19 protein-coding genes and 1 pseudogene are annotated in these 20,465 nt (G+C 46.1%); 13 read left to right on the top strand and 7 right to left on the bottom strand.

Going from position 1 to position 20,465, the window contains the following annotated elements; all coding sequences use genetic code 11:
- Nucleotides 1–9: 9 nt before the first annotated feature.
- The 5 genes from ACE5KN_RS09385 to ACE5KN_RS09365 all read left to right on the top strand — a co-directional run bounded on the left by ACE5KN_RS09385 (nt 10) and on the right by ACE5KN_RS09365 (nt 5,354).
- A complete protein-coding gene (locus ACE5KN_RS09385) occupies nt 10–942 on the top strand; it encodes a TIM barrel protein (RefSeq protein WP_375525392.1) in 933 nt (310 codons plus the stop codon).
- Between the two features lies 1 nt (nt 943).
- The gene (locus ACE5KN_RS09380; protein ID WP_375525393.1) at nt 944–2,317 is read left to right on the top strand and encodes a four-carbon acid sugar kinase family protein; all 1,374 of its coding nucleotides are present in this window, start codon (nt 944–946) and stop codon (nt 2,315–2,317) included.
- Between the two features lie 19 nt (nt 2,318–2,336).
- Nucleotides 2,337–2,993 carry a class II aldolase/adducin family protein gene (locus ACE5KN_RS09375; protein ID WP_375525394.1) on the top strand — a complete coding sequence of 219 codons (657 nt, stop codon included), beginning with the start codon at nt 2,337–2,339 and terminating at the stop codon, nt 2,991–2,993.
- Between the two features lie 36 nt (nt 2,994–3,029).
- Nucleotides 3,030–3,683 carry a GntR family transcriptional regulator gene (locus ACE5KN_RS09370; RefSeq protein ID WP_375525395.1) on the top strand — a complete coding sequence of 218 codons (654 nt, stop codon included), beginning with the start codon at nt 3,030–3,032 and terminating at the stop codon, nt 3,681–3,683.
- 276 nt (nt 3,684–3,959) lie between these two features.
- On the top strand, nt 3,960–5,354 hold the full coding sequence (locus tag ACE5KN_RS09365) for a glycoside-pentoside-hexuronide (GPH):cation symporter (RefSeq protein ID WP_375525396.1): 1,395 nt from the start codon (nt 3,960–3,962) through the stop codon (nt 5,352–5,354).
- 185 nt (nt 5,355–5,539) lie between these two features.
- Here the strand turns inward: ACE5KN_RS09365 and ACE5KN_RS09360 are convergent, their stop codons facing one another.
- Entirely contained in the window at nt 5,540–5,899 is a 360-nt protein-coding gene (locus ACE5KN_RS09360; RefSeq protein WP_375525397.1) for a MerR family transcriptional regulator, read from the bottom strand.
- A gap of 111 nt (nt 5,900–6,010) precedes the next feature.
- On the opposite strand from ACE5KN_RS09360, the gene ACE5KN_RS09355 reads away from it, so the two are divergent.
- The 3 genes and pseudogenes from ACE5KN_RS09355 to ACE5KN_RS09345 form a co-directional block, all read left to right on the top strand.
- On the top strand, nt 6,011–6,649 hold the full coding sequence (locus tag ACE5KN_RS09355) for a nitroreductase family protein (RefSeq protein ID WP_375525398.1): 639 nt from the start codon (nt 6,011–6,013) through the stop codon (nt 6,647–6,649).
- A gap of 217 nt (nt 6,650–6,866) precedes the next feature.
- Complete coding sequence (gene ppsA, locus ACE5KN_RS09350; protein ID WP_375525399.1) at nt 6,867–9,473, top strand: phosphoenolpyruvate synthase; 2,607 nt, start codon at nt 6,867–6,869, stop codon at nt 9,471–9,473.
- A gap of 133 nt (nt 9,474–9,606) precedes the next feature.
- A pseudogene (locus tag ACE5KN_RS09345) lies at nt 9,607–10,056 on the top strand (Uma2 family endonuclease); the annotation flags it as partial.
- A gap of 60 nt (nt 10,057–10,116) precedes the next feature.
- Here the strand turns inward: ACE5KN_RS09345 and ACE5KN_RS09340 are convergent.
- Nucleotides 10,117–11,277 (bottom strand): Gfo/Idh/MocA family protein, encoded by a 1,161-nt coding sequence (locus tag ACE5KN_RS09340; protein ID WP_375525400.1) that lies wholly within the window; start codon nt 11,275–11,277, stop codon nt 10,117–10,119.
- A gap of 102 nt (nt 11,278–11,379) precedes the next feature.
- Here ACE5KN_RS09340 and ACE5KN_RS09335 point away from each other — a divergent pair, with 102 nt between their 5' ends.
- The 3 genes from ACE5KN_RS09335 (at nt 11,380) to ACE5KN_RS09325 (ending at nt 14,019) form a co-directional block, all read left to right on the top strand.
- Entirely contained in the window at nt 11,380–12,258 is an 879-nt protein-coding gene (locus ACE5KN_RS09335) for a helix-turn-helix domain-containing protein (RefSeq protein WP_375533066.1), read from the top strand.
- Nucleotides 12,259–12,466: 208 nt separating this feature from the next.
- The gene (locus ACE5KN_RS09330; protein WP_375525402.1) at nt 12,467–13,225 is read left to right on the top strand and encodes a 3-oxoacyl-ACP reductase family protein; all 759 of its coding nucleotides are present in this window, start codon (nt 12,467–12,469) and stop codon (nt 13,223–13,225) included.
- Nucleotides 13,226–13,422: 197 nt separating this feature from the next.
- Complete coding sequence (locus ACE5KN_RS09325; protein ID WP_375525403.1) at nt 13,423–14,019, top strand: TetR/AcrR family transcriptional regulator; 597 nt, start codon at nt 13,423–13,425, stop codon at nt 14,017–14,019.
- 109 nt (nt 14,020–14,128) lie between these two features.
- Here the strand turns inward: ACE5KN_RS09325 and ACE5KN_RS09320 are convergent, their stop codons facing one another.
- Nucleotides 14,129–15,091, bottom strand: a complete 963-nt coding sequence (locus ACE5KN_RS09320; RefSeq protein ID WP_375525404.1) for a helix-turn-helix transcriptional regulator — start codon at nt 15,089–15,091, stop codon at nt 14,129–14,131.
- Nucleotides 15,092–15,202: 111 nt separating this feature from the next.
- Here ACE5KN_RS09320 and ACE5KN_RS09315 point away from each other — a divergent pair, with 111 nt between their 5' ends.
- Complete coding sequence (locus ACE5KN_RS09315) at nt 15,203–15,682, top strand: GyrI-like domain-containing protein (protein ID WP_375525405.1); 480 nt, start codon at nt 15,203–15,205, stop codon at nt 15,680–15,682.
- A gap of 94 nt (nt 15,683–15,776) precedes the next feature.
- Nucleotides 15,777–16,241, top strand: a complete 465-nt coding sequence (locus ACE5KN_RS09310; RefSeq protein ID WP_375525406.1) for a DUF8821 family protein — start codon at nt 15,777–15,779, stop codon at nt 16,239–16,241.
- A gap of 110 nt (nt 16,242–16,351) precedes the next feature.
- On the opposite strand, the gene ACE5KN_RS09305 is transcribed toward ACE5KN_RS09310, so the two are convergent.
- From ACE5KN_RS09305 to ACE5KN_RS09290, 4 genes are all read right to left on the bottom strand, one after another.
- Nucleotides 16,352–17,380 carry a hypothetical protein gene (locus tag ACE5KN_RS09305; RefSeq protein ID WP_375525407.1) on the bottom strand — a complete coding sequence of 343 codons (1,029 nt, stop codon included), beginning with the start codon at nt 17,378–17,380 and terminating at the stop codon, nt 16,352–16,354.
- Nucleotides 17,381–17,411: 31 nt separating this feature from the next.
- Nucleotides 17,412–18,287: a TetR/AcrR family transcriptional regulator gene (locus ACE5KN_RS09300; protein WP_375525408.1), complete on the bottom strand. Its 876-nt coding sequence runs from the start codon at nt 18,285–18,287 to the stop codon at nt 17,412–17,414.
- Between the two features lie 198 nt (nt 18,288–18,485).
- Complete coding sequence (locus tag ACE5KN_RS09295) at nt 18,486–18,764, bottom strand: DUF1648 domain-containing protein (protein ID WP_375525409.1); 279 nt, start codon at nt 18,762–18,764, stop codon at nt 18,486–18,488.
- Between the two features lie 61 nt (nt 18,765–18,825).
- Nucleotides 18,826–20,292: an MDR family MFS transporter gene (locus tag ACE5KN_RS09290; RefSeq protein WP_375525410.1), complete on the bottom strand. Its 1,467-nt coding sequence runs from the start codon at nt 20,290–20,292 to the stop codon at nt 18,826–18,828.
- Nucleotides 20,293–20,465 lie beyond the last annotated feature (173 nt).

Here is a 20,465-nt window from a genome sequence, read left to right as displayed (position 1 = left end):
GAGGTATCCATGGGGAATTGGAGAGAAAAGCTGGAAATCAGCATCGTTCATCCCGGACTGTGGCCGTCTTCCGCTTCGGATGTAAAGGAATGGGAACACTCTGTTCGTTCGGTGCTGGAAGATCCATTCTTCGAACGAATTGAAATAGCTCCCATTGCCGATCAGCAGCGCAGACAGCAATTTAACGAATGGTTGCGCATTGCCAATATGAAAGCCACCTATTTGCTGCAGCCTCTTATTTTCGGTAACGGATACGATCTTCAATCTTCGGATACCGGAGAGAAAATGCTTGCGGTAAACCGAATCATTGAGGCTATGGATGAAGCAGTTGAATCGGGGGCAGATCGCGTAGCCGTGATCAGCGGTCCGAAAGCTCCGCAAGAAGACACCGAGGCTCAATTGGATCGGCTTTGCGATTTGCTGCTGCTTCTGGATCAGGCAGCAACAGAGCGAAAGCTTCAGCTTGATTTGGAATTATTCGATACGGATGTAGACAAAAAAAGGTTGTTTGGTGACAGCACAATGGCAGCAAAATTGATGGGGCGACTTGAAAAACAAACAACAAACCTTTCACTGCTTGTTGATTTGAGCCATGTGCCACTGCTGCGGGAAACCATTGAGGATACTGTCTTCAATACAAAGACATGGTTGGGGCACGTGCATATCGGCAATTGCTCCACTAAACGGGATGATGCGCGATACGGAGACAAACATCCGTATTTCGGTTATCCCAATGGTTGTCATCATGTAACCGAGGTAACCCGATTCCTGCAAGCACTTCATGATGTCGGCTATTTAACCCTTGAACGTAAAGCAGGCCTGGGCATAGAGATCATGACAGCGGTTGATGAAGAACCCGGACTGTTGATCGCAGGCGCGAAGCGTACGTTGATCCAAGCCTTGCAGAATATTAAAGTCGATGGCCGGAAGGGGGTGAGCTGATATGAGTTCGTTGCTGCTGGCTTTTTATGGTGACGATTTTACCGGGTCCACAGATGCCATGGAAATGCTGGCAACACGAGGATACCGCACGATATTGTTCCTTGATCCGCCTGATCCGGATGAACTGAAAAGGAATTATCCGGATGTTGATTGCATTGGCATCGCGGGAATAAGTCGTTCCTTGCAGAGTGAAGAGATGGAGGAAGAGCTTGTTCCGATCTTTGAGCGTTTGCTGGCTTATCGGCCATCTGTTGTTCACTACAAAGTCTGTTCGACATTTGACTCTACACCACAGATCGGGAGCATTGGGCGCGTCATAGACATCGGGAGAAGTTGTTTTACTAATCAACAGGTTACGCCGGTTTTGGCCGGCGCACCTCCACTAGCCCGGTATACGGTATTTGGTCAGCACTTCGCCGCGGCCGGAGATGCCATTCATCGGCTGGACCGTCATCCCATCATGTCCGTTCATCCGGCTACCCCCATGGATGAGGCGGATCTTCGGCTTCACCTTGAAAAACAAACGGATCTTCCGATCGGGTTGATGTCCGTTCTTGATCTGGAAGGCGGTGATGAAGAAGTTTGGCAGCGCTTTACCGACAAGAAGGACTCTGTCATATTGTTCGACTCGCTGAAACAAAGTGATACCATGGCTGCCGGGAAGATTCTTTGGAGACTGGCCCAAGCCAACACGCCACTCTTTGTAGTCGGTTCCTCCGGGGTAGAGCATGCATTGACCGGAGTATGGGAGTCGATACCCGGTTTAAAGCGTCCTGTCCCGGATTATACTGTCAATCCTGCAACCACGGATGAATCCAATCCAATAGCAGTACTCTCTGGCAGCGCCTCTGATATTACGAGAAAGCAGATCGAAGCCGCAGAGAAGGAAGGGTTCGTTACCATACGTCTCCCGTTAAAGGACCTTTGGAATATGGATACTGGCGAGATTGCTCTGGAAAGCATGTTGGACACAACGGAAAAACTGCTAAGTGCAGGCAAAGACGTTATTCTGTATACCGCAAAAGGTCCCCATGATCCTTCAATTCCGGAGATGAAAGAAACTCTGAATTCCACAGGAATCCAGGCAGATAAAAGCGGGAAATTGCTTGGACAATTACTGGGGCGAATCATGAAGGGTATTATTACGCGGAAATGCACACGAAGGTTTGTCGTTGCCGGCGGGGATACTTCCGGATTCGCAACAAAGGAGCTTGGAGTCTCTGCAATGGAAATAGCTGCTCCGGTCGCGCCGGGAGCGCCTTTAAACCGATGCTATTCCTGCGATCCCCTTGTAGACGGATTGGAGCTTGCTCTCAAAGGGGGACAGCTTGGACAAGAAGATTATTTTTTAAGAGTGAAGAAAGAACTTCTATAAAGGAAAAGATGAGAAGGAGGTGAGAACGATCAGTACGTCATGGCAAGAGATTATTAATGTTGGACAGTATATGATGACCTATGGGCTGGCTTGGGGAAATTCGGGCAATATAAGCAAGCGCATTGACGATGACACGATGCTAATAACGGGATCTGGCACATACATGGGACATCTGGATGAAACGGATCTGGTTAAAGTGACGATATCTTCAGGATGGTATGATGGGGGCGGGAAGCGGCCCTCCAAAGAAATCCCGATGCATGCTGCAATTTATAAGGCACGTCCCGATGCCGGGTTCGTGATTCACTCTTCTCCATTCTGGACGACTTTGGCTGCGTGCTCAGACTTACAGATCGAAAGCAAGCTGTTTATCGAGAGCATGTATTATGCTGAACGCATCGCCTATGTGGACTATTATCATCCCGGAAGCAGGGAATTGGGGGCAGCTGTCGGGGAAAATGCAAAAGAAGCTAATGTTATTATTCTGAAAAACCACGGGCTTATCGTGTTTGATACTTCTATGCAGGAAGCCCGGATGTGTCTTGAGACCATCGAAATGACCTGCAAAATGGCTGCCATTACTAAAATGACAGGCTTGAATCCTGCTGTTCTAGGTTCGGATACAGCAAGGGATTTTCTCGATCATTCCGGATACAAGCCTCCCCGTTTATGGTAATATGAGTGCAACCATAAAATATAGAAGGATGAGAGCATGAACAATATTGGGATAGTTAAGGATACCCTGGATCAAACCGTGTACTTGCGACTGCGAGAAATGATTATAAATGGCGAATTTCCTCCAGATCAGTTGATTATCCAGAACCAACTGACAGAGACACTGGGTGTCAGCCGCACACCTCTGCGCAAAGCAATGGCGGAGCTGGAGATGGAGGGGCTTCTATACAGGACGTCGAAGGGCTGGTATGCGAAGAAATTTACTCTCGAGGACATGATATCCGCATTCGAGCTGCGTGCTGTGTTGGAAGGTTTGGCCTGTCGACTGTTGGCGCCGGTCATTGAAGACGATAAAATTGTCTATATGCGGGCCATCTTTCAAAGTGCCTATCAAAAGAGGCAAGAACATGACAAAGATGCCTATTATTTAGCCGACAAGAAATTTCATAATTTAATCGCATCGGAAACCAAAGATTTTCATTTATCCAGGTCATTGGAGTCATGCAAAGTTATCCAAACCAGCCTTACGAAAGGTCTATATCGTTCGCCTGATGAGACATATCCTGAGCATATGGCGATCATTGACGCAATCGGGAAGAGGGACGGCGACTTGGCCGAAGAATTGATGAGAAATCATATTCGGGCGACAATCGCCGTATTGAAATCAGGGGATTCCTCTATCTATTTTTAGCTTCCGGCAGAGAAGGGTACGAATGGATTCTGCGGTCATCATTCCAAGCAGCAAACAGGTGCGAAGTATGACATTACTATCCAGCCTTATTTGTTGTTTGGAATCGATTGTCCCGCACTAACCTTTCAATGCAACAGGCAAATCTTGAATAACGTCATATAACAACGGTAATAAGAGTGTAAGAGCATACTAACCTCCTATCCCGAGTGCCTTTTAAAGGTATTCGTATTTACCTAAAATGTAAACGCTTTAATCATAATTCAGGGAGTGAACGTGATGGAAGTAAAGATAAAGGATGAGCTGACCGAAGGACGGGGGATTGGCAATAATCAAAAGATCCCTTTGCTGGAAAAAATCAGTTACGGTCTGGGGGATACCGGTTCCAACCTAATCTATACCGTTATTACTACGTATTTAACCTTTTACTTTACAGATATTTATGGAATTGGTGCCGCTGCAGTTGGTACTCTTATGCTGATTGCCAGAATTGTAGATATGATCGACAGCCCGATCCTGGGAATCCTGATTGATAAAACAAACACAAGATGGGGGAAATCCCGGCCCTGGATCTTATGGTCATGTATTCCTTTCTCCATCGTTTCCATTCTTCTGTTTATGGGCCCTGAGTTAAGCGCCTCCGGTAAAATGGCCTATGTCTATATCTTCTACATTGCAGCCAACGTGTTATATGCAGCAGTGAATAACCCGTTACAGACCATGCTGCCCAGTATGACAAGCAACATTCAGGAAAGAACCGTGGCCAATACCTTCCGTATGTTCGGAGGACAAATCGGCGGATTAATTGTAAACTTGACTCTGCTGCCGCTTGTAGCTTACTTTGGCGCCGGCGATCAGCAAAAAGGGTTCTTCTATACAATGACACTATTCTCGTTAGCCGCATTAATCCTGTTCTTGATTACCTTCTTCAACACCAGGGAACGCGTACAGAGTGTTTCCGGAAATGAGTCTATTCCTGTAAAAGAAGGGTTAAAAGCGATTAGAGGGAACTTCCCGTGGATAGGCGTGTCCTTATTCGGAATTACTTATTACACGATGTATATCATGAAATTGTCAGCAGGTATTTATTATATGACGTATTACATCAACAAGCCTGACATCATTTCCACGGTCAATACGCTTGCGATGAGCTCGCTTATAGGTATATTGGCAATCCCTTTCTTAACGAAGAAATATAGTAAAAAAGCATTGGTGATTACCGGGATTGCTATAAATATCGTGGGCCAGTTCATTATCTATATGGCTGGCGCAAATGTATCTTTAATCATTGCGGGCACAATCATCGGGTCGATCGGTATGGGCTTTCCCGCAGGATTGTTGTTTGTTTTGAAGGCTGATACGGTTGACTATGGTGAGTGGAAGTCTGGTGTCCGTGCGCCGGGAATTCTCATGTCCGCTTCAGGGATCGCCAATAAATTAGGTTCAGGTCTTGGGGCAGCCATTCCGGTTTGGCTGCTTGCTGCCGGAGGTTATATCGCCAACCAGCAGCAAACCTCTGCAGCATTGCAAATGATATCTTTAAGCTACATCTGGCTGCCTATTATTTTAGGTGTGGTAGCTATCCTTATTATGGCCTTTGTCTATAAATGGGAAAAGCCACATGATGCCATTGTATCGGAGCTGGAAGCAAGAAGAGTCAACAACAATAAATAATGCAATAGCAAACCACCAATCCGGTGATATCCCTTCACGGCAGAGAACGAAAAAAGACATCTGGCCAGATGTCTTTAACGCCGCCTCCCGGAAGGGATTTTTTTATAAAAAATCATTCTGCCGATCAGGCTGTCTCCTGAATATTTACAGATCTCTTGCCGGAATTTCCAGAGCGAATGGTGGTGCTAACATTTTGTTTGAAATTTTGCTTTCCCTTCCAAAATTGCACTCAAGAATTTTTTTGACTTTCTCAATCGCTTCTGGATATCTTCAATTTCTTTGATTTTTTGCTCAACCATGTTCTTCTTTACCTCGTATGATAAGTTAAGCTGCTGATTGACCAGCAAACTTAATTCTTCTATGGAAAAGTCCACGGATAAAAGTGCCTTCACATCATCCAGAAACTCAACAATCTCCTCAGAATAAATGCGATAGTTATTTTCATCCCTTTTAACGAATTCGTCCGGAATCAGTTTTTTACGTTCATAGAATCTCAATGTTGATATGGGCAGACCGGTTCGCTTTGAAACCTCATTTATTTTCATCATATGACCTCTTCTTGCTATGAACCTAGGTTCATAGTTCATAATACGGATATGATAACGAACGACATACACAATGTCAAAAAATCTAATGTTATCAAAAGGAGAGATTTTATGTTTAACCATATCCTGAATAACGATTTCGTCAATATAGTCAAGGGACGACGTTCTGTCCGGAAGTATGATGAGAACATTAAAATATCGAAAGAAGAGATGAGTGAAATGATTTCGGAAGCCAGTTTGGCTCCATCCTCCGCAAATATGCAGCCTTGGCGTGTCATTGTGGTTGACACTCCTGAAGGAAAAGAAAAACTAAGACCTCTTGTGCGTTTCAATACATTACAGAATGATACTTCATCAGCCATGTTATTAATTTTTGGTGATACCCAAAGCTATTTATATGCAGAAGAAATTTACAATACGGCTGTGGAACAAGGAAAAATGCCAGCTGAAGTACGAGATCGTCAGCTCGAAACCATACTATCGATGTATCCGGCTTTATCAAAAGAGTTGAAAGTTGAAGTTGCAAAAGTCGATAGCAGTCTCTTTGCCATGCAGTTGATGTTAGTTGCTCGTGCACATGGGTATGATACGAATCCAATGGCTGGATTTGAAGCTGATCAGTTGGCTAAAGCATTTGATTTGGATGAAGAACGTTATGCCCCGGTAATGATTATTTCAATAGGAAAAGCCAAAGAAGAGGGACATGAGTCGGTTCGGTTAGGTCCAGACAAGATTACATTTTGGAAGTAACCATTTGCCGTAATATGAGTGGAAAATTAAAAAAGAACCTGGACAATTTTACCAGGTTCTTTTTGTTTGCATATGAAGAAATACGATGATATAATCAAATCACGACTGCGCATGATCGAATAGACATAAAAGTCGTATCTTACACTTTAATAGTACCACGCCGGCAAATTCTTGTCAAATGTTTTTTTCTCATTTTAATGGTCAGGAGAGATGCAGAATGAGTTCTTTGGTTCTCGGTTTTCAGGAAATGGAAAAAACGCAGCTTATGCTTGTTGGCGGAAAAGGGTTAAATTTAGGGGAATTATCAAAAATTGAAGGAATACAAGTACCAGCAGGATTTTGTGTTACAACCGTCGGATATCAAAAAGCCATCGAACAAAACGAAGCGTTTCAAGCTTTATTGGATCAACTAACCATTTTAAAAGCAGAGGATCGAGAACAAATTGGTGAAATCAGCAGGAAGATTCGGCAAATCATTATGGAAGCAGAAATTCCTTCCGATGTTGTCAAAGCAGTCGCACACTATCTCTCCCGGTTTGGCGAGGAACATGCGTATGCAGTGCGATCCAGTGCAACCGCTGAAGATTTGCCGCATGCCTCTTTTGCCGGTCAACAAGACACCTATTTAAATATCATCGGCATCGATGCCATCCTGCAGCATATCAGCAAATGTTGGGCTTCCTTATTTACGGATCGTGCGGTCATCTACCGTATGCAAAACGGATTTGACCACAGCCAGGTTCATTTATCCGTTATCGTGCAAAGGATGGTTTTCCCGCAGGCTTCAGGGATATTATTTACCGCTGATCCCATTACTTCTAACCGCAAGCTGTTGTCCATCGACGCCAGTTTTGGACTTGGAGAAGCGCTGGTCTCCGGCTTGGTATCTGCCGATGGTTATAAAGTACAGGAAGGGCAAATCGTCGATAAGCGGATAGCAGCCAAAAAATTGGCGATCTATGGACGAAAAGAAGGCGGAACAGAGACTCAGCAGATCGCTCCTGAGCAGCAAAACATTCAAACCCTTACGGATGAGCAAATTTTACAGCTGGCACACATCGGCAGACAGATCGAAGCTTATTTCGGCCAGCCGCAAGATATCGAATGGTGTTTGGCTGATGATACCTTTTATATTGTCCAGAGCCGGCCCATCACGACTTTATACCCGATCCCTGAAGAGAATGATCAAGAAAATCACGTCTATTTATCTGTTGGTCATCAACAAATGATGACAGACCCCATGAAACCGTTGGGATTGTCTGTTTGGCTGTTAACGACTCCTGCACCCATGCGTATAGCCGGTGGAAGGTTGTTTGTTGATGTTGCACCCAGGTTGGCTACACCTGTCGGCCGGGAAGCTTTATTAAATACCGTGGGATCCGACCCGCTCTTCAAAGACGCACTTATGACCATAATCGAGCGAGATTTCATCAAATTGCTACCAAATGATGAAATAGAACCAGCTAAAAGCAATAAAGCTATGCCCTCTGCAGGTGCTCGTACACAAATCGAGAACGATCCTACCATCGTTTCTAATTTGATTAAGAGAAGTCAAACCTCGATCGAAGAGTTAAAACAAAATATCCAAACAAAATCCGGATCAGATTTATTTGATTTTATCCTGGAAGATATTGAGCAGCAATTAAAGAAGATTTTATTTGACCCGCAAAGTACGGCTGTGTTTATGGCTGCTATGGATGCTTCAGCATGGATCAATGAAAACATGAACAAGTGGTTGGGTGAAAAAAACGCAGCAGATACGCTTTCTCAATCTGTACCCAACAATATTACATCGGAAATGGGTCTGGCGTTATTGGATGTCGCGGATGTGATTCGTCCTTATCCGGAAGTCGTTGCTTATTTGCAGCAGGTAAAAGATGATCACTTTATGGATGAGTTGCTTAAGCTTGAGGGTGGGCAGGAAGCCCTTGATGCGATCAATGATTATCTCAGCAAATACGGAATGCGATGTGCCGGAGAAATCGATATTACGAGAACTCGTTGGAGCGAAAAACCAATTACACTTATCCCGTTGATTCTGGGGAATGTCAAAAACTTTGCGCCTAATGCCAGCCAGCAGAAATTTGAGCAAGGGCGGCAGGAAGCTTTGGCCAAAGAACAAGAGTTATTGGAGCGATTAAAGCAACTACCGGATGGTGACCAAAAGGCTAAAGAAACCAAACGCATGATCGACCTGGTCCGGAATTTCATAGGCTATCGGGAATATCCAAAATACGGTATGGTTAACCGCTATTTTGTTTATAAGCAGGCTTTGCTGAAAGAGGCCGAACAGCTCGTACAAGCTGGTGTTATTCATGAAAAAGAAGATATATATTATCTCTCTTTTGCAGAACTTCACGAAGCCGTACGCACCAACAAACTGGATCACCAGATCATCAGCAAACGAAAAGATGAGTATAAACTATACGAAAAACTGACTCCACCACGCGTGCTCACGTCTGATGGTGAGATCATAACAGGTGAATACAAACGAGAAAATCTCCCAGCCGGAGCTATTGCAGGTCTGGCTGTATCTTCCGGAGTGATCGAGGGACGAGCACGTGTCATTTTAAATATGGAAGATGCTAACCTGGAAGATGGAGATATATTAGTCACCTCCTTTACGGACCCTAGCTGGACACCATTGTTTGTATCCTTCAAAGGCCTGGTCACCGAAGTTGGCGGACTGATGACCCATGGAGCAGTAATCGCACGTGAATATGGCTTGCCGGCCGTTGTCGGCGTGGAGAATGCCACCAAACTGATCAAAGACGGGCAACGAATCCGCGTGCATGGAACAGAGGGGTATATCGAAATATTGTAATTGGAACAACAGATTTCTTTTGAGTAATACTTAACTTATAATGGGATAAAAGGTTAGTTCCACCGAGCTTGATCATAGTACATTTACTAATCACAAAATATCAGAAGGAGGTTGAACATCTCCGACCTCATTACATCAATTTATTGTTGGAGAGCTTCAGTTTGCACTGCGGACATTTTTTCAGAATCGTAATTGCTTTGTGTTCGTGGCTCCTTTTGATGTGTTTTTCAGTGAAGGTGAAGATTATAAGTCGCCTGATCATGTCACTCTGCCTGACCTCTCGGTCATATGCTCGAAGGATCAAATATCTAAAAATGGCTGTCTGGGAGCTCCAACGTTAATTATAGAAGTGCTATCCCCAGCAACCGCACTGAAAGATTTTAATGAGAAGTTCAATTTATATCAGAAGTACGGGGTACAGGAATATTGGATTGTCGATCCAGGAAACCGGACAGTTCATGTATATTCTCTGCAGAATGGCAGCTACCAAATACGTAATCTGTATACGGAGCAAGAGATAATCCACTCTATCGTTTTTAAAGATCTGCAAGTGCCCATGAACAGATTGTTTAGTCTGGAATAGTTGAAACTATAAAAGCCATTAAGATCCCATAAGGGTCTTAACGGCTCTATTTTTATCTGTTTAAACTTTTTTCAGGCTGCTGCCCATCGTAATCGAGCGGTCCTGGAAGTTCTCGACGGAAGAACTTTTCTCGTAGAAATGCGGAACGTTTTCCTGTATGCCTTTCCGTGTATAGAACGGATCATCGGCTGTAAGCGGGAATTGTACTTTATTCTCGGTGCTCGCGGATTTGTAGATTCCGAGGATCAGCTCCAGCGTTGCCCGGCCGCTCTGTCCGTCGATGAGCAGAGGGTCCCCATTCTCGATGGCGGAAAACACATTATCGATCTGACCGGCATGCCCTTCATAGGCCACCTCCGGCAGGTTGTCGTAATAGGCTTGAATCTCCGCGGAGAGCGTTGGATTCGGAGTCGGGAATCCGTTATCCATAGAGCTGGAAGCGACCAGCTCCCATGGCGCGGAAATCCGGGCCTCTTTTCCTTGGAAAATAAGCTGCTGCTTTTCGCCATGATGGACGACAGAGCTCGTAATTTGGCCAAGGCTGCCATCGGCGAATTTCAGAATCGCAATCGACAAATCCTCTACTTCCGCATTATCGTGTGAAGTATTGCTCATAAAGGCCAGAAGCTCGGTTGGCCGTCCCATCATCCACAGCAGCGCGTCAATATGATGGACGGCATGGTTCAGTGTGCAGCCGCCGCCTTCCTTTTCCCAGGTTCCACGCCACCACAGATCATAGTAGCAATGACCGCGCCACCAGAAGGAATCAACCTGCGAGTGGACGACAGGGCCTATCAGCCCGCTGTCAAGTACAGACTTCAGCTTCATCATCGGTGTACGGAAGCGGTTCTGGGCGACTACCGACAGAAGCTTGCCGCTTTCGTCCGCTGCTTGAATCATTGCATCGCATTCTTCCAGAGAAGAGGCCATAGGTTTTTCGACCAGAACATGTTTGCCTGCCCTCAGAAAGTTGACAGTCACCTCAGCATGAGTGTAAGGGGGAGTGCACACCGAAACCATATCGATATCCTGGCTAAGCAGTTCCTCGTAATCACTGTAAGCTTTTGCTTCATTAAGCTGGTACTGAGCAATTCGGCTCTCGGCCTTGTCCTTATAAATATCCGAGACAGCAACGATCGTGCATCTCTCCGGAAACGCCAGATAAGCTTCGATATGGGCCCTGCTGATGGCTCCGGCTCCAATAATGGCTATTTTCAACAATGTACCATCATCTCCTCTTCAAGCGAATTACATCTCCTTCAGTGGAATTACTACTAGAATATATGGAAAAAGAGAATTTTTATCGCTCGATTTTGCGGTAAAATGTTTATATCTTGTGGTTATCTTGAAAGGGCGGGAGAACGGATGGTTCAGGATAATTGGTTTCAATACGAGTATCGCAGAACATCAACGGACTATTTCCGCGAGGTGTTTCATGCCCATTCCCAAATGGAGCTGACTTATGTGCATGAGGGCAGGGGGCTGCTCATTATCGACGGAAAATCGTATTCGATCGAGCCAAGTACGCTGCTTGTATTCCCGCCATTCCGGATGCACCGGATTCAGATTCAGGTGACGGAGGAGGAGCCTTTTATACGGAGTGTGCTGGTATTTGAGCCGGCTATGCTGCATGGCTATTTGCACGAATTCCCGAGCCTGAAGAGCTTCTTCCAGCGGTTAACGCTGCAGCAGGCGAATGTTCATCCGGTGATCGCCATGGCGGAGACCGAGCCGTTTGTAACCCTGCTTAAGCAATTCAGTTCAACGATGGGCAGCATAAGAGAGGTGGAATTCGAGGAGAATGTGGGTGTCTTTCTGCTCAGTCTTGTGCATCAGCTTAAGCTAAGTCCTGACGGTGAATCGGCTTTTCTGAAAAAACATCATCATCACGTAGAAGATATCATTAGGTGGATTGAGAAGCATTATATGGAGCCTTTCCGGCTGGAGGATCTGGCGGACGAGCTTCATTTATCGTCTTACCATGTAGCTCATCTGTTCAAGGAATCGACCGGCACGACCATTGTTGCTTATACCCGGGCGACCCGAATCCGGCATGCCTGCTCATTGCTGCGCAAGTCAACCTTGCCTTTATCGGAAATTGGCTACCGAGTAGGGATTCCGAATCCGTCGTATTTCAGTAAAATTTTCAGCGAGATTATGGGTGTAACCCCTCTGACATATAGGCGGCATCTCATCAAGTAACAAGGAACAGAAGGAAAAAGAGATGTCTCGGATCATTTGGCCCGCTTTTTCTCCCTCGTTAATTTATCCTCAATTATGATGACGACAGCTTTGACCGCTGACAAGCATAAAAATTACTGCTTGCAATTTTGAACCTTTCGGTACATAATAGCCTCATGCCTAATTATGAACCGAAAGGTTCAAAAATGAATTGAGAGGAGTTTTACATTTGAATACGACAAGCACAATGAATAAACCCTTGGCCGGCAAAAAAGCATTGGTCACGGGAGGAGCTCGCGGCATTGGCGCAGCAATCGTGAAAAGACTCGCAGCAGACGGCGCATCAGTTGCCTTTACTTACGTCAGCGCACAAAGCAAGGCAGATGAACTGGTACAAGAAATTAAAAGCGCAGGTGGTCAGGCTTTGGCGATTCGCGCGGACAGCGCCGATGCCGGGGCAGTGAAAGGTGCTGTCGAAGAGGCAATCCAAGCATTTGGCGGTATCGATATTCTTGTAAATAATGCCGGCATTGCAAGCTTAACGCCTTATGACCAGTTTGATCTTGAAGAATTCGATCGAATGGTTGCTGTTAATATGAAGGCGGTATTCGTTGCCGTTCAAGCTGCCGGCCCGCAAATGAAACCAGGCGGTCGCGTCATCAACATTGGCAGTGTTGCCGCCGAATTTAATCCATTCCCTGGAAACAGTCTGTATGTCTCGACAAAAGCGGCGGTAGCCGGATTGACACGGGCGCTGGCGCGCGATCTGGCGCCTCAAGGCGTTACAGTCAATAACATTCAACCAGGATTGATCGATACGGATATGAATCCTGCGAATGGCCCCTCTGCTTCAGTCGTAAACATGGTTCCGCTGGGAAGATACGGCAGAGCATCCGAAATTGCAAGTTTGGTGGCTTACATCGCCTCACCTGAAGCCAGCTATATTACCGGGGCAACCCTGAATGTCGACGGAGGCGGGAGCGTTTAACCACTAGCGGTTTCCGTAAGGAGGCCAGATTAACAAGGAACGGGTTATGCAAGCATAATGATCCAGACTGTCATGAGATCGGATGGCCACCGATCTTACCGGGCAGTTTGGATCTTTTCATATTTTCCGAAAACATTGCAAATTACGAGCTGTGTAGTAAAATATCACTTATCTGATTTATGAAAGGTGAGATGGTTATGGCAGCCGGACGTCCGCGGGAATTTGACATTAAACAAGCGCTTGAGCGCGCCGTGGAGATTTTTCGGCAAAAAGGATATGAAGGAGCTTCGTTGTCCGACCTGACCGAAGCCATGAAGATCAACCGTTCAAGCTTTTATGCGACCTTCGGCAGCAAAGAGAACCTGTTTCATATGGCGCTTGATTTATATACAAAAGAAGGGCCGGTTCAAGCTGCAGTGGCTGCGCTGAACGAACTGACAGCTCGATCAGTCATCGAGAAACTTCTTCGTGTAACAGCGGATTCGGTTGTCAATCCCGACTATTCTCCAGGATGTTTAACGGTCAAAGGAGCCCTTGCATGCAGCGAGGAATCCGATCCGATCAAACAATTGTTGACCGATCTACGCATTCAAATCGAAAAAGCGCTAAGTACCCGGTTGGAGCAAGCCAGGAAAGATGGGGATTTGCCCGAGTCCGCCGATGCTGTCGCCCTGGCCCGGTATGTCGCAACCCTCGTGGGCGGCATGACGATCCAAGCAGCGAACGGGGCCAGCCGAGAAGATCTCGAAGAAGTGATCACGATCGCTATGTTTGCATTGTCAGCGTATAAATGAATGGTCAGGGGACAAGAACTTGCAATTGGAGTTGTACAAGCTGTCGGGGTGATCAGGCATCTTCTCTAATATTTTGATTTGCTATGGGTTGATGCCTGGCCGGCACTGCTTATGGGCAGTATGAGTGTAATCTCTCTTGTAAACCTTCCAGGACTTCATCCGGCAATTCTCTGACTTTGATATCCTCACCCAGGAAAAGCAGCCAATTTGTGATTTCGGTTAATTCTTCTGAATGATGAACATTGATAAAAGCCTTTAAAATAGCTGTCGTTTGGTAAGGATTCGTATAGGAAAGTGAAATTTTTAAAGGATGGTATTTTTTGAACTGGGCAATCGCCTTTGGACCAAGCTCCAAAACAAGATTGATGACTTCCTCCTGCTTGCTTAGTTTTTCTAAAATCTTTTTCTTGCTTACTCTTTTCTTCCCAGGATAGGGTTTAACATCAGTGAGATGGTCGACAGGAATAATCCGCCTCTTTTCTTCCTCTAAGTCATAACCTTCAATTAACCATAAGCTTTTTTCCCGATAAAGGTGCAAGAGAACAATGGAATAAGACTTTATTTCCTTTTCCTCCTCGATGGTGACCAATAAATAGCTATCCAAAAGAAGGATTTCGATAAGTTTTTCCAGCATAGGATGGGGCAGGTCTGACAGATCAAGCAGATCGGGATTATGGGGGTTGGTCCCTTCAAAGAGCAATATTTGATTTAAAAGAACAAGGTCATCCTGCTGGCTTTCCGAGATGAGGCCCAGTAATTTTTCGGCTAATGACTGGCGGCTCTTCAGATAAGGGAGCTGTTGATTTCTTGTGGCCATAAAGGCAATAAACAGAGCTTTAATCTCATTATCGGTGAAGCGAACCGTGGGCAGGACAGAGTTGTTCATAACAAAATACCCGCCATCCCTGCCAACTTCAGCGACTAGTGGTAACCCCATGGCTTCAATTTCTCGGATATCTCTAAGAGCTGTCGAACGAGAGATGTTAAATTCTCGCATGATTTCAGAAATGGTAAAGTGGGCGCGGTTGTTGACATAACGCATGATGGTATTAATCCGTTCAACTTTTTTCATCTTGTACCCCTAAACAGGTTCATTTTTTGACATGATTAATGGTTATTATAAACTCATCAAGTGAAAAGACAACATCATTTGATTAATTTTAAAAAAAGGACGGTTTTGAATATGGCAAATTATACTCTTGAGGAAAAAGACAGCTTTATCGTTTTAGGCATTGGAATTGAGCTTAAGAGCGATTACACAGATTATGCCGGCATTAACAAGGAAAAAGCAGACTTTTGGCAGGCGGTGAAAGAAGATGGAAGGCTTGACACTTTAAAGGCCATAGCTGAAAATGACTACATTTTTGCCGTGAACGAAGCGGTGAATAACAAGATGATGCATTATGCCGGCGTCATGACAGAGACAACGCTGCCAGAAGCAACCAGGGTTATCCAGTTTCCTAAGGGGGAATACCTGGTTGTAAAAGGAGAAGGGAAGACGGCTGAAGAGTTGAGTAATACCCTTACTGGCATTGCCTTTGGCCAAGCCTTGCCGCAAGCAACGGATTATGCTTATGTTGGCGGGCCAAATACAACGGTTGAGATGGGGCAGCGAAACGGATTGGTATTTGGCGAAATGTGGATTCCTGTTGTTAGGAAGTAACGCTCACAAAACTTTAAGCAAATGCTTCCGATGTGAGTTTTGTTCGAAGCAGATTCTAAGAAGCAACCCTCACAAAACTTTCAGGAGGAATGAAATGTCCTATATCGTTGATTTTAAAAATGTGTCTACGGTTGGCCTGGAGTCTTCACCAGTAGCTGAAGCGCTGGCTGGTTTACGAGCTAATGAGGCCCGTTACTTTATGAACAAATATAAGCATGAATTTACGGTTGTACCCGCTAGTGAAAGCCAGGAGACCCTTGATTATGTGAACCGAATTTTGAAAGAAGAACGTGATCTTGAGTTTGCGGCCAAACCTTTGGAAACATCGCGTTTTCAAGTGGAAAATATCCAATTTACCTACGTCTTTTATGAGGATGGTCTGGGGCTCAATGTCATGTATACGGTTGATGACCCCAAGAAGCGGGCCGTTGGTTTTAAGCTTTCTGAGGGGATGGAGGTACCAAAGGAGTTAGAAGGGAAGTTTAAGTTTGCCAGGCAGAAGTCTAAACTGGCTGGAACCATTCGGGGCTCGTTTTTTGTAATTAAAGGAGAATATTAAAGTAAGCAAAACAGCGGCGAAACCTTATGAAATTTGGTATCGCTGCTGTTTTGCTTAGCGTCTGGGTCCTCAAATCGGTTCAGCATATTCCCCCTGTAGTCGGGAAGGAATCAGTTGCGGATTCCGTTTAAAGGTGTCATTCGGAGAAGGTAAAACTTCCCTTTTTTATTAATCTTCCCGGTGATGGTGACTGCGCCTTTCTTGGTAAAGACATACTCATTCTGCTTGATTTGCACCGAGTATCCGCTCATTTGAATCCCGAATATGGCCTTGGCCTTGGGTTTGATCGCGGAAAGGGCCTGGTTTTTGCTGAGGACAGGCTTGGCAAACGATTTGGCGAAATCCTGGTCGCTCGTCCAATCCTGGCCGTATAAGTTTTGAATCTCCCATACCTTACCGGTCTTCACACCGATAACGACATGGTTATTATCTTCGTCGTCCCGAAAACTCCAGACAAACTCCTTGTTCGCAGTTTTTTCGCGCAGCACATATTCGAACGGTCGGGAGGTGCTAATGCCAAGCGATTTAAGGGACTGATTTGCTTTATTGGCAAGCTGCGCTTTGACGGAGGCTAAAGAATAAGTCATGCTGGCCGAAATTTGGTTTCCATGATCCAGATCGATGTACAGGCTCTGATTGTTTCCCCAGAGGACCCAATAATTCCGGGGAGAATTATCCTGATATGGGGAGTATACGCGCCAAATGGCTTCCGTCTTGAACTTGTGATCCGTATCAAAGGTTTTCACAAAATCGGCTGTTTTATTGGCGAGGGCTGCACCCAAAATCGTATTCATATCCGAAGACTTGTAGATAATGCTGGTCGATTCCACACGTTTTTTGGCCGGGTTATACTGCTGATTAAATTCGGCATTCATTTGGCCGCTGAGCTTCCCGGAGACAAATAGGGGTTGGCCATTTGAATCGGTATCCTTGCTCGTAAATTCGATCTTGGCGTTGCCAGCTAACTTATTCAGAACTTTTGTCAATTGAGCCTCGATTGCGGGGTCCAGGCTGACGGAAGATGATTGGTCAGTTTGCGCTTCAACAGGCATGGATTGAGGTGCCGCGTAAATCGGGACAGCCGACAGCAGCAGCGAAAGAGCAGCAGCCGAAAAGGTGATGGAATTCCATTTTTTCATATATCGTTTTTCCTCCTGTGGTGTCTGTATCTTAAATCAATGGAAATAGCTGATTCGCATAAAAGGAAAGCTCGCTTTCCGACTGCAAATCACGAAGGAGCGCAAGCTGCAGGAAACGTCTCGGCTGTTCCTGCGCGGATTCCTCCTGGAGCATGGCGGTGACCTCCGCCAATTCCTGCTTTCTCTGGTTCGGCACGGCGATATCCGGAATGATGGACGATATTTTGTGGATCAGCGCTTCTCTTCTCCCTTCGCGGGACGCATACAGCCCCTTGAGATCGATTTGAGCATATTCCGTCATGAGCTCATCGGTAAGAAGGGGGGGACCTGATCGTTTTCTCAATCCCTCCACAAGATCGTCCATTCGTTCAGCAAGGAACAATGCCAACTCTTTTTTATCGATAGGCATGTATCCGAAAAGCAGGTGAAAGGTATATTCCCGGATGAGGCCGCTCAGCATGGCGGTAGCATCCCATTTCCATTGCTCGATGGCCTGCCCGTACTGCCGGGTGAGAATGTCTTGATAATACAGAAACATGCTTCTTCTCATCCTGCTCAGAACGTTTTCGATTTTATCGTTGTTGACGGGAGGGAGCTCGTTATGATCCCGCGAAATATAATAGCCGTGCTCTACGTAAAAATCGAACTGGCAGGCAATCTCCTCCAGGTAGGTTTCTCTTTTGGGCAGCTGCATTTTTCGGATTCGATCGACCGCATCGATCATGTCCTGCTGACGCTTCTCCAAAATGCTGATGTACAGTTCCTCTTTCGAGCCAAAATGCTTGTACAACGAACCCTTGGCAATGCTGCAATCATCGGCGATATCCTGTATGGATGTCGCCTGGTACCCTTTTTCCGCGAACAGCCGAATCGCCGACTGCAAAATTTTCTCCTTCAGCACACTCATCCGTGCCGCCTCCTTAGATGACGTCTAACAAGAATTCATATCAGGCTGAGATATGCTTCCGAACACAAGATTCAGGTCATTATCTCTCAATAAATCGAATCTATCTTACCGCTTTTTTATTATGTCATCCACTACTCCCGATCATCTAAGTCTCTGGAATTGCGGCTGAAGGGAAGCAAGTTGTGTCCCCTGCAAAAGTCATGCGACGACGGCATTGTAGAGCAGATAGAGATGCAGCAGCGCGCAGAAGTAAATACCCCAGACTGTCTTGAACTCCAGTTTCTGCAGAAGCAGTGCGACGGTCATCAGCACCGGAAAAATTAACAGCCCAACATACTTATTAATGAACCGATCGGCATGACCGCCATTAAAATGAATCGGAATGTGAAGGGGACAGAAGCCCATCACGGCAATCGATAACAAAAATGAAAGGATAACGACTGCAGTCATTACCTTGATATCAAAAAACGATTTCATAATCCTACCCTCCAGCATAATCATATTTTCCGGCACCGGGGCCGGCATTGCATAGAACCTTTCAGGTTGCCTCGGACTTGAATGCTTCTGCGAGAACCGGCTTGGGTCTGCGGATAAAGAAGCTTAGGACAAGCCCTGCACATGCGATGCATGCAGCTGCCAAAAAAGTCTCCCTGAAGGAGGCTATGCCGGCTTCCAGCATGCCTTGTTTTACGGACACCTGACTTAGATGCACCGTCATTCGGGAGGATAAATAACCGGTAAAGCCCGCGATGGCAAGCGAGGCCACGATCTGCTGCGACGCGCTGGTCAAGGGAGTGACCCGGCTGACCAAATGACGCGGAGTCGCGTTCAGCACGTGGGTGTTCAATGACATCATGGACAGACCCATCCCCGAACCGAGTAAGAATAGGGTGATCATCATGTACCCCAACGGGGTAGCGGACTGCAGGAAAGACATGGCGAACAACCCGCCCGCAATCAACGTCATCCCGGCAATCAGGGGTGGACGAGCCCCCACTTTATCGAAAATCCGGCCGGCCAACGGCATGAAAATCATTGATCCGGCAGCCTGCGGCAGCAGGATAAGCCCCGTGGCCAGAGGAGAGTAGTGCTTAACCTGCTGAAGCAGAAGCGGAAAAAGAAGCACCGTTCCAAACATGGCTGCTTGCATGATCCACGAGGCCACGATGCCGCGGGTAAAATCCGAAGATTTAAACACTCTAAGCTCCAGCAAGGGCTGCTTTTTGATCAGGCATGACACGATAAACGCTGCAAGTGCAGCACCTCCGATGATGAGACCGGACAATGCCCGGCCTGATGTCCAACTGACGCTGCCTTCACTGATGCCGAACGTGATCAGGGCAAAGGCAATCGGCCCCAAAATCATACCTAAAATATCCAAATGGGGTGCTTCATGTCCCGGAAAGGATGGCAAAAATTTGATTCCGATCACAATGCCGAGAATGCCGATGGGCAGATTGATCAAGAAAATCCACTGCCAGCTAACGTATTCAAGGAGCCAGCCGGATAACACAGGACCCAGGGCGGGAGCCAGCAGCATCGGAATTCCGAACATCCCGATAATGGAGCCTCTTCTCTCCGGGGGCGCAATGCGATAAACCATGGCCATCCCGATCGGAGATACCATGCCGCCGCCGAGTCCCTGCAGAATTCGAAAAAGTATCAACTGGGACGGAGTTTGGGCAAAAGCACACAGGACCGAACCAAAGGTAAACAGGCCGACAGAGACCAGAAACACTCGTTTTGCCCGGAATTTATCCGACATCCAACCGGCAAGGGGAATAACGGCGGATAAGGACAGCGTATAGGCAGTTACGGACCATTGAATGGTATGCAGCGTACTGCCAAAATCTTGAACCAGCGTGGGAATAGCGACATTTACGACCGTGCTGTCAAGAATGACCATAAAGGTGCCGATTACGACGGCAAGAAGCGAGGCAACGATTTTCTTCATTGAGAACCCGCCCGGTTCGTGAAGGGTTTGAGCTGCAATATTGTTTGACATTATGTTCTCCCTGCTTTCTGTAAAATCATCGGGCGGAAGACCTTTTTCCCCTTAAAAAAGATCACGCCAACACAAAATGACCAATTAGTTCTTGAAAAAACTACACGGTCATTTTAGAATTATCTTATCGAGCTGCAAGAATAATGTCAAATCAAATCATATGTCATGCGGCC

Origin of the sequence: Paenibacillus terreus (assembly GCF_042138595.1) — a bacterium.
Lineage (GTDB): Bacteria > Bacillota > Bacilli > Paenibacillales > Paenibacillaceae > Paenibacillus > Paenibacillus terreus.
Note: the sequence above shows the minus strand (reverse complement) of the source record. Positions and strands in the feature narration are given on the sequence as shown.

Bases quoted from the DNA above. Each gene is read 5' to 3' on its own strand.
- ACE5KN_RS09335 (WP_375533066.1), top strand. From the start codon at position 11,380: ATGTTTATATCTTGTGGTTATCTTGAAAGGGCGGGAGAACGGATGGTT.
- ACE5KN_RS09370 (WP_375525395.1), top strand. From the start codon at position 3,030: ATGAACAATATTGGGATAGTTAAGGATACCCTGGATCAAACCGTGTAC.
- ACE5KN_RS09325 (WP_375525403.1), top strand. From the start codon at position 13,423: ATGGCAGCCGGACGTCCGCGGGAATTTGACATTAAACAAGCGCTTGAG.
- ACE5KN_RS09380 (WP_375525393.1), top strand. From the start codon at position 944: ATGAGTTCGTTGCTGCTGGCTTTTTATGGTGACGATTTTACCGGGTCC.
- ACE5KN_RS09355 (WP_375525398.1), top strand. From the start codon at position 6,011: ATGTTTAACCATATCCTGAATAACGATTTCGTCAATATAGTCAAGGGA.
- ACE5KN_RS09305 (WP_375525407.1), bottom strand. From the start codon at position 17,380: ATGAAAAAATGGAATTCCATCACCTTTTCGGCTGCTGCTCTTTCGCTG.
- ACE5KN_RS09300 (WP_375525408.1), bottom strand. From the start codon at position 18,287: ATGAGTGTGCTGAAGGAGAAAATTTTGCAGTCGGCGATTCGGCTGTTC.
- ACE5KN_RS09360 (WP_375525397.1), bottom strand. From the start codon at position 5,899: ATGAAAATAAATGAGGTTTCAAAGCGAACCGGTCTGCCCATATCAACA.
- ACE5KN_RS09365 (WP_375525396.1), top strand. From the start codon at position 3,960: ATGGAAGTAAAGATAAAGGATGAGCTGACCGAAGGACGGGGGATTGGC.
- ppsA (WP_375525399.1), top strand. From the start codon at position 6,867: ATGAGTTCTTTGGTTCTCGGTTTTCAGGAAATGGAAAAAACGCAGCTT.
- ACE5KN_RS09290 (WP_375525410.1), bottom strand. From the start codon at position 20,292: ATGTCAAACAATATTGCAGCTCAAACCCTTCACGAACCGGGCGGGTTC.
- ACE5KN_RS09310 (WP_375525406.1), top strand. From the start codon at position 15,777: ATGTCCTATATCGTTGATTTTAAAAATGTGTCTACGGTTGGCCTGGAG.
- ACE5KN_RS09385 (WP_375525392.1), top strand. From the start codon at position 10: ATGGGGAATTGGAGAGAAAAGCTGGAAATCAGCATCGTTCATCCCGGA.
- ACE5KN_RS09320 (WP_375525404.1), bottom strand. From the start codon at position 15,091: ATGAAAAAAGTTGAACGGATTAATACCATCATGCGTTATGTCAACAAC.
- ACE5KN_RS09315 (WP_375525405.1), top strand. From the start codon at position 15,203: ATGGCAAATTATACTCTTGAGGAAAAAGACAGCTTTATCGTTTTAGGC.
- ACE5KN_RS09295 (WP_375525409.1), bottom strand. From the start codon at position 18,764: ATGAAATCGTTTTTTGATATCAAGGTAATGACTGCAGTCGTTATCCTT.